We start from the raw sequence: 16,608 nt of genomic DNA on the forward strand, positions 1-16,608 counted from the left end.
GTCTTCTGCCGTGGCAAGCCCGAACCCGGACGCATCGACGGAGCCCTCCATGTCACGCTTTGGTGAAGCAGAAGATCCACGCCGCCGCTTGGTGATCAGTGCCCTCGTCGGCAGTACGCTCACGGCCTTGGGCGCGGCGGGCCACGCTTACGCGATGACCCTATTCGGCGGCGTGCCGCATAAGTTGCCGCCAGGCCAGTCGGTGTTCAGCATCGACGGCACATGCACGATCAACGGCGAGGCCGCGACGATGAAATCGCGTATTGCTCCGGGCGACACGATCGTCACGGGGCCACGCAGCCAGTTCATCTTCGTCGTTGGCGACACGGCCTTGCTCATGCGTGACAACACGCGGTTGCTGCTCGACAAGTCGGCCGACGTCAACGCGCCTTCCACGCCCGTGTCGCTCAGTCTCGCGATGGGCAAGGTGCTATCCGTCTTCGCGCCGGGGCGGCCGGTCCGCATCGATACGCTGACCGCGCTCATCGACATTCGCGGCACCGGGCTCTATCTCGAGACCGATCCGGAGCAGACCTACTTCTGCACCTGCTTCGGCACCACCGATGTCGTCGCGAAGGACGATCCGCAAAGCAGGACTACAGTGGTGTCCACCCATCACGACAGGCCACTGTTCATCAATGCGGGCAAGAAATCGGCTGGCAACAGCATCCGCAGTGCGCCGTTCGTCAATCACACCGATCAGGAGTTGGCCGTGATTGAGACGATTGCGGGGCGCGTGCTGCCGCCGTCATTTCCGAGTATGCCGGATTCGCGATATCTCAGGCAACCGACGATCGACTATCGGTGAACCTCGTTGCATCCGTTCAACGCGGCCTATAACGGATGCCGCCATGCTGTCATTGCGGAGCACCGTTGGCGATCCAGTTGATGAAGTTATCGTAGTTCGCTCTAGATTGGTCTCCCGGAGGGAGAGACGCATCGAATATCAGTCCGCCCCCGTGCGCTACAAGATCCGCTGGCTTGAGCAGAAGCCGGCTCGTCGCGATGTCGGTGAAGTTGATCCGGCTTCTGATTCTTTCGTACAAACCTACGTCGTCCGCGAAATCCACCGGCGGCAGGGGTTCAGGGGAATTCGGGGCTAGCTGTGACGCAGAATGACAGGAGATGCAGTTATCTGCCATGATGGCCTTGATGTTCGCGAGACCAATCGTGTTCTGGTCGAGCAGGCCGGGGATGCTGTCCTTCACGACAACCGTGACCGTCTGAGGTGCGCTCTGGACACCTGCACGGCTCGCCACGAGTTGCACCGTATAAATGCCGACCGTGGCATTGAAACGGGCCTGCGGCTTGTCTGCGTCCTGGATCGGCACAGATTGGGGCGCGACACCAGCCGGTGCCTGAATAACGGACCAACTATAAGCGTCGTTGAACGTCTGGACGGCGCGCAGCGGAACCCAACCGGGAAGCACCGTGCGAGTCAGCGGCCCCGGGTCGGCGACCGGACGTCCTGGCTGCACAGGCTTGCCGCTCGCATCTCGCGCAATACTTCCCGTGAGCGGTTCGAGAAACTGCGCCAGCAGTTGGGGACCATCGGATTGCCAGAAGTTGTCATAGACGATCTTGGCGAGCGGCATGTTGCCGAGGTCGAACAGGTAATGTCGTGTCAACTTCGCGTACTTGTCGACGAACTGCTGGTAGTTGTCGAAGTCGACATGGGGAGGGTTGGGAGGAAACCCGCTGCTGTCGCCATCGCGTCCGTTGTCTCTCAGCATGTGGCAGGCGCGGCACGACTTCGCAATGACGGAGCGGTACACGTTAGGATTGCCGTTCGCCCATGAGGACGGAATATAGGTGTCCACATAGGTGTCGTTGGGCAGGTTATCGCCGCCGTACGCGTTGCGGATCAAATTCGCCGCGCCGCCCTGCCACTCCTCGATTTTCGCCGGATGGTTGAAGACGGGCTCATCCGGACAATTGTTGGGGCCACCGGCAGGCACCGGGTAGCTGCACAGCACGAACCGATTCATGAGTTTGAGCGCCGCTTCGTAGTCCGCACGCGTATGCCCTGTGACCTTCGAGAAATCGAAATTGCCTACCTCAAACGGCTGCAGGCGTGCCTGTGCGTCCCCGTTGGCGCTCGCGAACAACGGATGGCCAAAGAAAAGCTTGCCGCTTGCATTCCTTTCCAGTGCGTCGGCACGTCCGCCGTGGCAGCTGAAGCAAACTGCCGGCATGGCCTTCTGACCGCGGCCGTCGATATCGACCGTGAGTCGGCGTTGTCCGGAGACGGGGTCAAAATTGTAGAACTTGGCGAACGGCACATCACCCGGTTGCGCGTTGGGCCCGAGACTGTACTCGATTGCGTTGTATTGAATGCGCCAACGCGTGTCGCTGGCGAGCGCCGCATCCAGACTTTCTGGCGTGTAACCATAGACGCCGCCAGGGCTGACAAGATAATTCTCGACGAGAAACGCGATCGTCTTGCGAGCGGGATCGCGCCTTGCTGTCATCTTGCGTCCGTAGCCAAGATCCCGAATGTCGCCGAATACGGCACTCACTTCAATGCCAGTTCCGCTACCGAAGCCATTGGCGGCTTTCCATTTGTCGAGCGTGTCTTTTTCGTTGAGGGGGTCGATGGCCTCGTAATAGGCAAGCGCATAGTCCTGCGAGAGCGTTTGCGCATGCGCCAGATCCGGCGTATCGGGCGGCACCTGCGGATTCGGAAAGACGAGGAACATATCCGAGCTGACCGGCTGCGACACGGGCGGCGACGAGGGCGATATGTCGTTCGAGCTCCCCCCCGTACATCCGGCGACCCCAGCCGTCAGCGTGAGCGCCGCTAACGTCGAACGCAGTCTCGGGTTCATGTCCTTGCCCTCAGAAACGCAATTGATAAGCGATGGTGAACTGACTCGCTACGTACGGCGCGTTCCCCGCGCCTTCGAAGTCGGGCTTCTCCGTCGGCGTGACGTGGGAGTAGCGCCAGGAAAAGTCCAGCGTGCCGTTCGAGCCGAGCGGATGGCTGTAGCCAATCGTCGTGAAGTACATGTGCGCCCGGAAGCGGTAGCTGAAGAAGTCGTTGCGATTGAATGCATCGTCCCGCACGAACACCTTCGCGACGTCGATGCTGTCGAGCGTGAGTTGGCCGGACGACACCGTATCGCCGAGCCGATACTCCAGGCTCGCGTAAAAATGCCCGCCCGCAACCGTGTTGTAATCGACATTGATTCGAGCCGCGTTGTCCACTGCCGCAAATACATCGCTTTTTGCGTATCTTTGGTTGTGGGATATCGTACCCGTCACAGTGATGCGATCCGTTACGGGCTGTTCGATGATTCCACCCACCGAGTAGCGATACCCTCTGCGCAGATCCGAGCCGTATTCGTCACCCTGAAAACGGGCGAACGTAGCAAGCGTCGGACTATAGAAGGCGTTCGAATAACGGTAGCGGAGCTCACCGTGCAAGCCGGCAAAGACCCGCGAGAGTCTTGTATAGGTACGAAACCCTTCCGCACCGGCAAATCCATTCAGCAGTACTTGCCACGACGTGCCAAGCGGCACGAGAAACACCTTGTTCACCGCCCCGGCCAATGACTCGTCCGAGAGCTTGTCAACGGAATCGCGTGCGCGGCTCACATTGTCGTCGTAGGTAAGCCCTGCGTTGATGGCCAGGTTGAGCGGCTCCAGCGAACGCTGATCCTGGCTCGCGGCACCCGCCGGGGAGCCATCCGCATTCGTGGCCAACGCAGTGTCGGCCATCGCCGAGATGGGCAGCAGCAACGCGAGCAGCCCGCCATGCGAGCGCAGCACTTGCGACCTTCGCTGACATGCGCGTTCGTCACGACGCGGGCCGGGCGAACGTTCGGGACGCGTGATCCAGAAGGCAAGGCTCATGGCACTCCCGCTAAAAATGCGTTTGCACGAACAGTGACGCGTGGAAAGGACCTCTATTTCTCACGCATGATCGCTGCATTTACAGTAGTCGCTCGGATATGAAGTTGCAGGAGTTTTTTTCTCCCGCGTTCATCCGCAATGCCAATAACCGGAATTGACCGCGCAAGCACTAAGCCCCTGAGTGGCTGGTTCTCTTTAGTAATCGCTTCAATGCTGCCGGTTAGAAATTTACGCTGGCGACGCGGCACATGAACCATACGTGCGGTAGCGCACGCTCATGATCGCTGGCGCGCTCAGGAGCATCACCATGCAGGTGCTTTTGTTGAGAGCCACCACTTAAATGACGGTTTTCTAGTGGCTTATTTGAAACGGTATTGTTTTGAAACAACCTCCCGAGAATTCGTTTTCAGACTACCGGATCGTCGAGTTCGGCACGACGCTCATCGGCATTCGTAGGGCGAAGGAAAGTTGTCACCAAAAACGAAGCAAACATGTCAACACGCGGTTTTCGAACTGAGCGCGGCCACTTTTGGAGAACGATGAGCCTTACGGCCTCGCCACGACGGTCAGAGATTGCGCGCTTTCTCCTGACCTCTGCACCCTAACCTTTGCCCGATCGTTCTCGCTGATACAGAAACTCCCAGACGTCCGGTTGTAGAAATGCCGGGAGAGGGCGACCCGATGCTTTTTGCCCATCGCGGGCTTTTCCGAAAGAACTGGCGGATGACCCTTACCATAGAGCGCGCCGCATCGGGTGCAGCGATACGGTGAGCCGATAAGACAGGCGTTCAGAAAATACGGGGATTCACCGCCACATCCGTGGCATTGTGTCTCGAGCGACCGACTATGAGCAGGACAGCGATTTTCGCTGAACATCTGATATCGGACGCTATGGAAGCCCAATGTCAGGCACTGCCTGCAGTATCGGAAACCTGAATGATGTCGTCCGCGCTGGCCCGGGTCGAGGAGTGATGCGCGCAATATCTTTTCGGGCAGTCTCAGCATGCGAGCAACGTGCCGGAGATCAAAGACGTCCCGCATGGCCTCCACACCCTCGTACGCATCCACGTCCGCGCCCAGCAAATGAACGAGAGTGTGCCCAGGTAGTCCGTTCGCGCGCGCGAACTTCCACAGGATTGACACGATTGACTCGCCCGGTAACAGCCACCGTACATTAAAGATATAGCCCAGCGCAGGCGTGAGTTGCCGCTCGTCGAGCGTCAGGATCGGGTAACGTAGCGCGACGAGCGCGGCGCCGTCACGCATGAACAAGTACACGGCCCGTTGCATGACGGGACTGGACGTAACCGCAACGACGCACTGCGTGTGCCCATAGTGCCTCATCCGGGCAGTATCCGGGAGCGTCCAGCAGGTTGCTATCCTTGAGCACAATCTCGACGGCCCGCACGAACGATTCCATCGGAATTTCAAGATGGCCTAAGAAGCTTGATCTGTGATGTGCTGCCTCGAACGCGTTCCATAGCACTGCCGCATCACTCACAAGTCGATATCCCGCATCAAACGCCTCCGGCACATAGAACCTCGTAAAGCTCCACGTTGTATCCTCCGGATACGCTGTCTGATCGTATCCGTTTAGACAGGTGGCAACGTCTTCGGCGTTCCGGATGCCGTAGAACGCCAGTTCCTCGACCATGAGACGTGCAACGATCTGTGTCTTGCCGGCCATCTGCAGTGCGTTCTTCTGCGCAAGAAGTTCTTGCTGGCCGACAAGAAACGTGAAGAGCCTGATCTGCTGGCGATCAAGCGCATCGTGTACGTCGCGTAGCCATTCGTATTCGTTCTCGTTGTAGCGTTGCGCCTCATCGCAGAAGAGTAGAGCCGTGCCGCTTCCAGCGCGCGCGGCCGCCTCCCGGATGCGTAGCGAGAGCCGCATCCGCTTTTCAGGAGCGGTACCCGCGTTCGGATCGTGGTCGCCGACGGCTTCGAGCAAGTTGGCGAAAAAAGGCCCTTCCGCGTGCCGCGGCTTGTGTTCGCAACGGGCATGAAAGCTCGTCATTTTTGGGTATTCTCTGGCGAGCAGGAGGCGGACGTATTCTATTGCCCGTGTCTTGCCGATCCGGGGCGCGCCGTGAATCCGTGCCCCCATGACACGGTAGCGGAGGCAACTCATCACAAGCTCATAAAACGTTTCGATCGCCGGCGTCGCAATCCGGTAATTTCCTGTGACGAGGGGGTGCAGGGAAGGGTCGACCGGACGCGAGGTTTGAAGCGACATGAATGCCTCCAGTGTTTATAACCTGTTCAGTTCAAAAGACGTGGCCCGTTCCAATGGCCAGCTTTCGGGGACGTATGGGCGGTGCGAGCGACGTATCGGCAACTGTTTCAACTGCCTCCGGGGTTGTCACAGATGAAGACACTGTTGAGATTTCCGGCTGCAGTGGTCCAGTCGGTGTGCGCATAGTAGGTGCGGTGGCAAGCAGACGGAGGGTCCGCGCTACATCGGAGGCGGCTCTCCGGGATTTCTTCGCTTCGGCAACCTTCGTTTGCACATAGGCTTCTATCGGATTCCCGGCCGACGCATCCGCGGATTGCCTTCTACCCTTCAACCTCATGATTTCGTTGCGCAACGTCAGGTTGTGCGGCACGACCCTCCACGCACCTTGCGCCTCGAGGACACCAAGTTCGCACCCGTCTGCCAGAAAGGCACGGACGCAGCGTAGGTCGTCTGAGTTGATGTACACCCGCAAGGATTGACCGATGAGCTGGGCACTGCAAGCGAGGACCGCGTTCGTATATCGCACGCCGAGCAGGTTGATGTGGGGACGAACTCCAAGCGCGAGATAGCCACGCACCCGGCAATGTCGCGCGGACTGCATGAGGCATAGCATACGTCGGCGCACTTGTGGCAGCCACGTCAACATCTCTCCTCTTCCGCGAGCGAAAAACTCCATCGCCTCGAGCGGTGTCACTCCGTTCAGCCCGCCGTGCGCCGTACCGTGATAGCTTGCGATCGCGAATTCAATCAACTCATCCAGTTCGTCCAGTGACACATAGAGGCGAAGGTTGCCTTTGGGGTCGGTCAGCGCCCTGCGCAGGTCGCGAGGGTTTGAACCGGTGTAGCCTGGCAGGCGCGATGAGAGCTTCGTGGCGATCGTACCGAGGAAGCGCTCAATGTATGGTCGCTCGTCAGGACTGTGCCTCGGTCCAGCACTGACAACGCATCCCACAAACTCGCAAAGAGCCTCCAGTGTCTCGGCTGCGAGATTCGCTTTCGCGTTGTCCAGCCTGATGAACTCCCAGCTGACGTAGGCGAGTTCGGGCATCCGCTGGGATGCGAAGCCATCCTGAGGCTTGCATACGAGTCCCGGTATAGTGAAATTGCGCAACGGACGGGGCTGCAGCGCATTTTCAATCGTCTTGATGACGTCGTAGCGACCATATTCGCGAGACAGCGCCACGTGGTAACCGAGTACAACCCGCGTGCATACGTCGATGATCACCAGCAGCCATACGCGTTCAATCTCGAATTCATGTTCAAAACCGAGCGGATCGCAAACCGCCACCTTCAGGCGAATATCAAGCCGGTGACCATCGAATTCGACGACCTGATACGGGCGAGTTGACGCCGGCGCCGGCGCGTCGTCGGAGCGCGGCAGCCCCTTAAGATGCGAAGCGCCAGCTGCTGCGGCCGCGGTGCCGAAGCCCCGCAGAAGTTCGGCCTTTACGCGTGAGGACAGCGACCGGATGGCACGGTTGGCTGTATTGAACGGATAGTCTGTGACCGTCAGGCCCAGAGTGCGGCACTCCTGCAGGAACCGTTCGTGTAGCGCCCGGAGCCCTCGCACGCTGACTCGAATGCCGTCATTACAGGGTGTCTGGACCAGACTCACGCGACGCTGCCTGATCTGCAGGACCAGCCACGCTGCAAGCTTCGGATAACGCTCGAAGAGCAGAGAAAGCGCACCGACCGTCCCTCTTCCTTCGCTACGCGACACCACGGGAAGCATTCGCGTGTATCCGGTGACCCGGGCGTGAGCAACAAGCGCCCGGAAACCGTAGATACGCCCATCCCAGTGCAGTGCGCGCGCCCTTTCGAGAAGCCGGTACAGTTGCCTTCGGTTGACACCGGTCGCTTTCTCGATACTGCGTAACGGCTCGCCATTCGCGTACCGCTCGATGCCGTCAATGAGCTTCCGGGTGCGATCCCGTTTTTCGACATCCATCCCGGTCCAATCGAGCGTCGGCCACGTGGCGAGATCGAGCGTCTCCAATTCTGGCTTGCGCCGGCTCATGATTCGGCCTGCACTGCAGAGAAGCGCGTTAGCAACGAGAGGTTTCCGGTGTGAAGATCGAACGCCTGAATGCATCCGCGATGCAGAAGTTCGAAGACGGCCGCACGAACAATCGTGGTGTCGCAAGTCGAAAAACCACGCTCGATCTCAGACAGCGATCGGGATGTTGCAACAAACTGTTCGATCGCGTCCCGCACCGCAGGTTTTACGAGACCACGCGCGATCACGATAGCGGGCAACATGCGCTGCCAGTTCGCCAACCAGATGCGCGCGGCCGCTCTTTCGCCCGAACCGATGCGCCGCACGGCGAATATATCCGGATCAAGGTCAGCGCGATGTCGATCAGGTCCAGTCGCTGGTGTTGGCTCGGCAAGGTGGACGACCTCTTCGTGGTCGTCGTACTTCAACCAGAAATCTACGACGTAGCGCTTCCCGCTGAGCATCATGAAACCAGGCCGTTCGCAAAACGTTCTCACAGCAGGATCGGATTCGATCATCAACCAGCCGTCGAGGGAACTGCGCCCATATAGCGTCAATCGTCGATCCAGTTTTGGGCTGAATACATCGTAGCGTTGCGAGCCTGGAGGGCGTGGCAACGCTAGCGGTTCAAAACTCTGCGGGAACGCGACCATCGTTGCCACCTCGGGAACGGATTCATGATCTGAAACGAACGCGAGTTGACTTTCTTAATTCGCACTCACGCGAAGTGACAACTTTCTTTCGGTAAAAAGCGAAGGAAAGTTGTCAACACAGCGGCTGAAGTCCTGCCGTCAAAGGCATGGCCCGGTGACAACTTTCCTTCGGTTTACGGCCCTGCGCTCGCAGGTTCCTGCCGTTCGCAAGACCCGGCGGGAACTCGACCTGTCAGCGCTCCCATTTGCGAAGCGGAGCGGCAGCAATCGTTGATTAGAATCTGTATGAGCGTAAACCACTGACAGATCTGGCGACGCCTCTTCAGTTCTGTTCAACTGGGGAAGCCGAACCTCGTCATTGATTGCGCCTGGCCCCTGACAACGGATTGTCGACCTACATCTATGCGCAGTCGCATACCACTGAATATGATTGATCGCCAGGTCCAGCAGATTTTCCCTCGGCCCGAGGATGACGAGCCGCTGGAGGATCTGAGGTTCGCATCGTTCCACTCCGAACGGAATATCGTGTTGCTGGGCGATCCCGGACACGAGACATAATGCACACCTCCGTATGTTATTGAAGATCAATGGATAGTTGATTGGGATCCGCTGACTGCGGACCGCTATCAGCCTGCCGCGCGAGATAAGCATCAACATCCGACTGGCGGATGATCCAGGGTGCGCCGGGACATGCTTGCGACGCGGACAACCTTCCCACTCGAATCAGGCGGATGACGGTCGGCCCACTAACGGCCACGAGAGCTGAGACCTCGGCGACGGTCAATTCACCGCGCTCCTGCCGCTCGCCTTCGCGATACGTTGCTATGCAATGGTGACTGCGCAACGAGCAGACTCTTGCGGCCGTCCATGTGTGACCTCTCGCCGTACGTTTGCCCAGCCGGTTAATGACTGCTGCGATCGCCTGGTCCGGCAGAGTTCTTGCCAATGATCGAACGATGTCTACAGTTTCGATATCCGTCGCCCAGCGATGCTCACCTGGCCGGTTCTTCTCGAAGACGATTTCGGTATGGTCACCGCCTTGCCAATGCACGAGTGCGCGAATGGTGTCGTCCATCTTTGTGACTACGAGCTCCTTGATCACAGTCCTTAGTATCCGCTTCTTGATCTCCACGGAACTGGCCGGGTTATGCCATAGCCGGGGCAGGTCCTCGCCCAGTCGCAAAAGCTCGTCACGTGCCCCTTTACCCAGCGTCGTTAGAGACTGTTCGCGTATGACGTCGAGCTCGGTCTGCAATTGCGCCTGAGTCTTCAGCGTTTCATTCCAGCGTCGTTCGAGTTCGGCAGCAACAAGCCGATTCTCGGGTTCAATTGCATCGTATTGCCGGCGCGCACGCGTAGCTTCATACCGAGCCTGTTCAAGGGCCAACTCCTTGTGTCGTACCCGTTCATCCTGTTCCGTTCGGGCGCGCTCAATGGCTTCAAGTGATGCACGAATCCCAAGCGGCTGTAGTTGGTGCAAGACTTCTTCAGAGACCCGATAGTCAACACGAACCGCGCCGAACGAGATACAGCGAGGGCCACCGTGATTGATCATGCTGCCCTGGCAGTTGTAGCGGGCAACGGTCCCTTTAGTACCCGAATAGGCAACGTGCAATTTGCGGCCGCAATGACCACAACGTAGCAACCCCGCCAGTAATGAACTGCCGCGCTTGACCGCGCCGCGGACCATGTTGCCCTTCATGTTCGCGTTGTGGGTAATCAATTTGCGGTTCGCCTCGTACTCGTCCCAGCTAATGTAGCCTGCATGATGCTCGATGATCAAGGCCTGCCAGTCCTCGCGCCGAAGGGGGTTGCCTGCATAGACCCGCTTGCGGCCATCCACGATGCGCGCAATGGTCCGGGTCTTGCCAAAGGCGTACGCACCACCATACGTCGGATTCGTCAGGATGTGCAGCAAGGTGTTATAGACAGGAAGCTTCCAGACAATGTTGCGCCCGTCCGGTCCATAGTTCACCGCAGGTAACTCGATGCGTTCCTGCCGGATCCATAAAAGCACTTGCCTGACGCTACCAAACTCGCGAAACTTGCGGAACACCAGATCGAGCGCTTCGCGAATCCGAAGGTCAGGATCCTTCTCAATACGATCACCCGGCGCACGCACATAACCGATTGGCACCGAGGTGAACAGCTCGCCGCGTTTGGCCTTCTGGTCAAGCGCCGCCTGCGATCGTTGGCGAAACGTGGAGAGCTCCATCTCGGAAAGCGTGCCCTTCATGCCTAACAGCAGTCGATCATTAGGTTGTCGTGGATCGTACGAGGACACATCTTGGTACCCCTGTTCGGCTGCCAACAGGGCGGCTGGAACAGGTAACTGTCACTGATCCCGCCCATCCGCTGTATGGCCGCACCTTTGCTGTCGTGGCATCGGCGGCCACGGTCGGCGCATATGGTCAAGTCACCGTCGCTTATCGGGACGACGTCCTGTTAAAAATTCCGGTGGTGGCGACTTCTCTCCGTCCGACGTCTGAGCGTCTACCATCGAGCAAACTATCGGCCGATAGCGTCCGGGAACTGGTTCGTGTGGCCAGAGAGCTGGAGTCACCAGAAAATCATGGATCAGTCTTCTATTTAAATAAGGAGTGCTTGATAATAGATGGGAATTGCGATTTACAGAATACGGTTGCTGCCTCGAGGGACAAGCCATGACATCGGAACTTGTAACGGCCCGACATCTGTGCCGTAAGGCAATAATCTATATCAGGCAATCCACTCCGAACCAGGTAGTAACCAATCAGGAAAGCCTGCGATTGCAGTATGCGCTGCGCCAGCGGGCAAGCGATCTGGGCTGGGATGATGCGAATATCGAGGTGGTCGACATGGATCTTGGCCTAAGGCTACGCTGAAAAAGGTCAACGGCATTGGTCGCTCAATCGTTAGATGTGCATGAAACAACAGACCCTTGCGATGGCGGCCGATCAAGGCGCCGGATTTGAACAGTACCGTCGGCCAACCAAACGCGATGTGTTCCTTGAGACGATGGAGCAGATCGTGCCGTGGGCGCAGTTGTGCGAGGTTGTCGAGCCGTACTATCCGAAGGGTCAGGGCGGTCGCCCGCCAGTGGGTCTGGAGCGCATGCTGCGCATGCACTTTCTGCAGCACTGGTTCAACCTGGCCGATGAAGCCTGCGAGGAAGCGCTGCTGGATAGCACCGCATTGCGGCGATTCGTCGGCATTGACCTGGGGCGCGAGCGCGTTCCTGATGGTACGACGCTCTTGAAGTTCCGGCGGCTGCTGGAGCGCAACAAGCTCGGCGAGCAATTGTTCGCCAAGGTCGGCGAGGTACTGCAAGGGCGCGGACTGAAGGTAGGCAGCGGCACCATCGTGGATGCCACCATCATCGGTGCGCCGAGTTCCACAAAGAATGCGGACAAGGCGCGAGATCCCGAAATGCATCAGACGAGGAAGGGCCAGCAGTGGTACTTCGGCATGAAGTTGCACATCGGTGTGGATAGCCAGACGGGTCTGGCACACAGCGCGGTAGTGACAGCGGCGAACGTGCACGACAAGCATCCGCTGCCGGCGCTGCTGCATGGCGGCGAGCAGCGTGTGTACGGTGACAGCGCCTATGCGAGCCAGAAGGAACTCATCGCCAGCAAGGCGCCGAAAGCCAAGGACTTCACCAACCAGCGTGTGCGCAATCGCAGTGGTGAAGTCGATGAAGCCAGGCGCTCGAAAAACCGCAGCAAGTCGAAGATTCGTGCCCGGGTCGAACACGTCTTTGCGGTGGTCAAGCGGCTGTGGGGGTTCGGCAAGGTGCGCTATCGCGGCCTCGCGAAGAACGCCACGCGCGCCTTTACCACACTCGCGCTGGCCAACATCTACATGAGCCGCACGCGGCTGATGGCACAGCTGCGTCCATGAGTAGCCAAAGTGGGTCGAGAGACCCGCTTGCAAGGCCCTTCAGGGCCAGAAAATCGAACCAGTCGGGTCGCTGATCTCGCATTCCGAAATTCAGCGACAAGCTGTTGGCGAAAACGCTGGCTTCTTCAGCGTAGCCCTAAGTGGCTCGACGCTTTCGCATCGTGAGGGCTTCAAGGATGTGATTGCCCGCGTGACCCTGGGCGAGGTCGGCATCATCCTCTCGTACGAAGTAACCCGGCTTGCACGTAATTGCACGGACTGGTATCCCTTGCTGGATCTGTGTGGGTTTCGCCAATGTCTTATCGGCGATCGCGATGGCGTATATGATCCGGGTTCTGCGAACGGACGCCTTTTGCTGGGTTTGAAGGGCACGATTTCCGAGGTCGAGTTGCACACCCTGCGTGGCCGCCTGACGGCCGGACTGCTGAACAAGGCAAAGCGCGGTGAACTGGCGTTGCTGCTACCCGCAGGACTCGAGCGCGACACCAACGGCATGGTGCATAAAGATCCGAACCAGGAGGTGCAGGATCGGGTATCGCTGATCTTTACGACGTTTCTGGGTCTTGGGTCGGTGGGCAAAGTAATGCGCCGCTTCCGCGATCACGCGCTGACCTTGCCGCGGCGCGACCGGTTTGGCGACATCATCTGGCGTTCACCAACGGCCAATATGCTCACGGCGATTCTGAAGAATCCTGCCTACGCGGGTGCGTTCGTCTATGGTCGAACCCGGTCGTGCCATTCGACTTATGCCAACGGCAAGCTCATCACAGAACGCTGTCCTATGTCAGAATGGAAAATCGTCGTGAAAGACCGTTATCCTGTCTACCTCGACTGGGAACGTTTCGAACAGGTCCAGGCCATGTTGCGCGATAACCATGCGGAATATCAGCGAAACCAGACGCGCGGGATACCCCGCGACGGTGCAGCCGTGCTCCAGGGCATCGTCTGGTGCGGGCAATGCGGTCACAAGATGGCGGTGCAGTACAAGAATGCGAACAGGTACGTCTGTAACTATCTGCTGCGTAGTCAGGGTGGCCAACTATGCCAGCACCTCCCTGCTGACCTTATTGATGCGCGGGTCGTGGAGGCCTTCCTCGCGGCAGTTGGACCCGCGGAGCTCGAAACGTGGGCGGGTGCAAACCATGCAAGACAGCAGACCCGTGATGCCGCCAACCGGGCAGAGGTGCAGCAGGTCGAACGGCTACGCTATCAGGCGCTCCTGGCCGAGCGCCAATACAATCGCGTCGATCCGGATAACCGTCTGATTGCTGCCGAGCTTGAACGGCGGTGGGAAACGGCGCTGCGCGAACTGCGACAGGCGGAGGATGCGCTTGCCCGTCATCAGGTTGAGGCATGCAAACCGGAGGCGCTCAGTGCTGAAGAGCAAAATGACTTTCTTGCGCTCGGTACCCAGCTACCGGAAATCTGGCAGCGACCGCAAGTCAATCGCGAGAGCAAGAAGGCCCTGCTGCGTTCCCTGATTGATAAAGTGATCCTGCACCGGGTAACGCGTGATCGGATCGCAATCCGTGTTGTCTGGCGAGGTGGTGAGATCTCCCAACTGGAGGTCGAGCCGCGTGTGCATGCCGCGCGGGCACTCACCAGGGGCGCCGAGATGGAAGCCCGCGTGCTTGAACTTGCCCGGCAGGGCATCGACGATGCCACAATAGCCGGAATACTGTCCCAGGAGGGGTATCACTCGGCCCGATGCAGCCATGTCCCGGCACGGACCGTACAGCTCATCCGGCAGCGTCATCGTGTATTGCACGACGCCAGATCAATGCGTGCGCGGCACATCTCTGGATGGTTGACCGTTGCCGATGTCGCGCAATCCCTGCAGGTTTCGACCTCGTGGATCAAGCGACGCATCCGCGACGGCGTCATCTGTGTCCAGCGCGATTCGCATGACAAACGTTTCCTGTTTCCCAATACCCCGGAGAGCATATCCGCTCTCCATGAGCTCAAATCGGGCGTGCGAAACCATCTCGTTATCGCCCCGCGAGCAAACACATGAGGGCATCAACATGACCGATCGTAAATTCCGTCCTCGTCGATCAGCAGGCATCCTACGAGACGGCAGAATTCCAGTAGCGTGTGCCAGTCGCGCCCATTGCGTGCGAGGCGGGACGCTTCGATACAGAATACGGCACCCACTTCGCCACTGCACAGCGCCACCAGCAGGCGCTCGAAGCCGGGGCGATGAGTACCGGAACCAGAGCGGCCCAGATCATCATCAATGACCGTCACATCTGGCCAGCCAAGCCCACGAGCACGATCGGCCAGTCCGTACTGGCGCAACTGGCTCTCGCGATTGTGACGAACCTGGTCCAAAGTGGACTGCCGGACGTATACGTATGCTTGACGGGAAAGGTGCTCAGTGCCGATCTTGCTCATCATGCACCTCCGTTTCGATCACATTGATCAGCGCAAACATCAGCAGCGCCAGTTGCGTCACCAGCTCTGGTTGTATCTCCTCTGGCACCACTGCTTCCCGTACAGCTTGCTCGAACAGACCCTTCTGCCGCGTCATCAGATTGCGCATCGCCGTCTCCCTCGCGTGTTGGCAATGCAAGGCAAGATAACGCCGTATCGACCAGACGCAGGAGTTCCCTGAGCACCACATGCGGTAATTCCGGCTGGGAGACGATTGACATGCGAGCAGAATCATCGTCCGCCATCCAAAGCGGCAGATGAGCGCGAGTGCCGTCGGGCTGCCTGACGATCAGATATGACTCGCCACGGTAGTTGTTCACTCCGATGACAACGATCCGCCCACCGCAGCGCGGGTGAAACGGGTATTGAATAACCACATCATCGCAATGATGATGGGCAGTGTGTTGCTGGTTCGCCGGGGGCAGGCAAGACGCATCTTTTCAGGTCGGCTGCGGCAAGTGCGGGCGGCCGTTACATGACCGTTCGGGCGTTTCTCAACATTCCGCCCAACTGGGGTGTGGATACTATCTTCGTTGACGCGCTCGACGAGAAACGTACAGGAAGCGGCGACGACAATGTTGTGGACGCAATCGTTCAAAAGCTGTTTCTCTGTCCGCCAGCGAAGCTTCTCCTCTCGTGTCGCGAACAGGACTGGCTCGGCGAGTCGGATCTTGAAGCATTCAAGCCGTACCTTGATGCCAACGGTGGCGTGACCGTATTGGGCCTCTCCGCGCTGACAGCTGAAGAACAATGCGCCGTCCTGCAGGACCACGGGGTACAAGACCCCAGTTCGTTTCTGCACGAAGCGAATGTGCGAGACCTTGGTGGCTTCCTGCACAATCCGCAGAATCTGATAATGCTGGCCACGGTTGTAGCCAATGGCAGTTGGCCGGAGAGTCGGTCACAACTTTTCAGACAATCGACCCAACTGTGGCTCGCTGAGCATAATCCGGAGCACGCTCGCAAGGACGAGTACTCGGCGGACGAGCTGCGGCCGATAGCCGGAGCACTCTGCGCGCTGCGGTTGATAAGTGACATCGAGGGGTTCGCACTCAATTACAGTAGTGGCGATGCGTCGTTTCCAGGAATTAGCACCGTTCCGTTCCTTGATCGGGATAAGGTTCAGGCGGCGCTCCGTCGCCGGATATTTACCGCAACTCCTGGCGTTGCCGCCGTCGACTATGCCCACCGCACCACGGCCGAGTTTCTCGCTGCCGAATGGATTGCATCTCAGTTGGACAACGGGTTGTCGTTTCGCCGGGTAACCGCCTTGATTGGCCTTGATGGGCACCCGGCGACTGAGCTTCGCGGTCTGCACGCCTGGTTGGCGGTGTTTGCGCCCAAGTTCTCCGCCAGTTCCCTGGCGATACCAGCCCTCACCTGCTATCGCAACGGTTTCAGGCAATAACCGCCGGCGCGATCGACATTCCCGATTTGCTTGACGCGCTGGTGGCCCGACTCAAAATCGCGCCGCCAGACGAATCCACAACCGCAATCATGTACGAAGCCGCGCTGTGGCTCACTCCGTGGTTTAGCAGCAAATGTCCTGACCT

General features: G+C 58.8%; 13 protein-coding genes. 5 read left to right on the forward strand and 8 right to left on the reverse strand.

All coding sequences use genetic code 11. The annotated features are described in order from the left end of the window. Positions 1–49: 49 nt before the first annotated feature. Positions 50–808, forward strand: coding sequence for a hypothetical protein (locus tag HF916_RS07120; protein ID WP_206001706.1), 759 nt, complete (start codon positions 50–52; stop codon positions 806–808). Positions 809–857: 49 nt separating this feature from the next. On the opposite strand, the gene HF916_RS07125 is transcribed toward HF916_RS07120, so the two are convergent. The 6 genes from HF916_RS07125 to HF916_RS07150 form a co-directional block, all read right to left on the reverse strand. Continuing rightward, complete coding sequence (locus tag HF916_RS07125) at positions 858–2,699, reverse strand: hypothetical protein (protein ID WP_168788300.1); 1,842 nt, start codon at positions 2,697–2,699, stop codon at positions 858–860. A 139-nt stretch (positions 2,700–2,838) separates the two neighbouring features. After that, positions 2,839–3,855, reverse strand: coding sequence for a hypothetical protein (locus HF916_RS07130; protein WP_168788301.1), 1,017 nt, complete (start codon positions 3,853–3,855; stop codon positions 2,839–2,841). A 1,258-nt stretch (positions 3,856–5,113) separates the two neighbouring features. Beyond that, positions 5,114–6,091 carry an ATP-binding protein gene (locus HF916_RS07135; protein WP_168788302.1) on the reverse strand — a complete coding sequence of 326 codons (978 nt, stop codon included), beginning with the start codon at positions 6,089–6,091 and terminating at the stop codon, positions 5,114–5,116. Between the two features lie 31 nt (positions 6,092–6,122). Beyond that, positions 6,123–8,108 carry a transposase family protein gene (locus tag HF916_RS07140; RefSeq protein ID WP_168788303.1) on the reverse strand — a complete coding sequence of 662 codons (1,986 nt, stop codon included), beginning with the start codon at positions 8,106–8,108 and terminating at the stop codon, positions 6,123–6,125. After that, complete coding sequence (locus tag HF916_RS07145) at positions 8,105–8,740, reverse strand: hypothetical protein (RefSeq protein WP_168788304.1); 636 nt, start codon at positions 8,738–8,740, stop codon at positions 8,105–8,107. Before HF916_RS07145 ends, HF916_RS07140 begins: the two co-directional genes overlap by 4 nt. A gap of 574 nt (positions 8,741–9,314) precedes the next feature. After that, positions 9,315–10,976 (reverse strand): recombinase family protein, encoded by a 1,662-nt coding sequence (locus HF916_RS07150; RefSeq protein WP_240975165.1) that lies wholly within the window; start codon positions 10,974–10,976, stop codon positions 9,315–9,317. A 427-nt stretch (positions 10,977–11,403) separates the two neighbouring features. On the opposite strand from HF916_RS07150, the gene HF916_RS07155 reads away from it, so the two are divergent. The 3 genes from HF916_RS07155 (at position 11,404) to HF916_RS07165 (ending at position 14,636) form a co-directional block, all read left to right on the forward strand. Further along, positions 11,404–11,604: a hypothetical protein gene (locus HF916_RS07155; protein ID WP_206001707.1), complete on the forward strand. Its 201-nt coding sequence runs from the start codon at positions 11,404–11,406 to the stop codon at positions 11,602–11,604. 40 nt (positions 11,605–11,644) lie between these two features. Continuing rightward, a complete protein-coding gene (locus HF916_RS07160; RefSeq protein WP_168787361.1) occupies positions 11,645–12,622 on the forward strand; it encodes an IS5 family transposase in 978 nt (325 codons plus the stop codon). Between the two features lie 178 nt (positions 12,623–12,800). After that, entirely contained in the window at positions 12,801–14,636 is a 1,836-nt protein-coding gene (locus HF916_RS07165; RefSeq protein WP_240975166.1) for a recombinase family protein, read from the forward strand. A gap of 5 nt (positions 14,637–14,641) precedes the next feature. Here HF916_RS07165 and HF916_RS07170 read toward each other — a convergent pair whose 3' ends face one another. Together HF916_RS07170 and HF916_RS07175 are read right to left on the reverse strand one after the other, a co-directional pair. After that, positions 14,642–15,016, reverse strand: coding sequence for a recombinase family protein (locus HF916_RS07170; protein WP_240975167.1), 375 nt, complete (start codon positions 15,014–15,016; stop codon positions 14,642–14,644). Further along, positions 14,997–15,164 (reverse strand): hypothetical protein, encoded by a 168-nt coding sequence (locus HF916_RS07175; RefSeq protein ID WP_168788306.1) that lies wholly within the window; start codon positions 15,162–15,164, stop codon positions 14,997–14,999. The genes HF916_RS07170 and HF916_RS07175 overlap by 20 nt, the downstream gene beginning before the upstream one ends. Positions 15,165–15,530: 366 nt before the next feature. On the opposite strand from HF916_RS07175, the gene HF916_RS07180 reads away from it, so the two are divergent. After that, positions 15,531–16,463: a hypothetical protein gene (locus HF916_RS07180; protein ID WP_168788307.1), complete on the forward strand. Its 933-nt coding sequence runs from the start codon at positions 15,531–15,533 to the stop codon at positions 16,461–16,463. Positions 16,464–16,608 lie beyond the last annotated feature (145 nt).

Origin of the sequence: Paraburkholderia aromaticivorans (genome assembly GCF_012689525.1) — a bacterium.
Taxonomy (GTDB): domain Bacteria; phylum Pseudomonadota; class Gammaproteobacteria; order Burkholderiales; family Burkholderiaceae; genus Paraburkholderia; species Paraburkholderia aromaticivorans_A.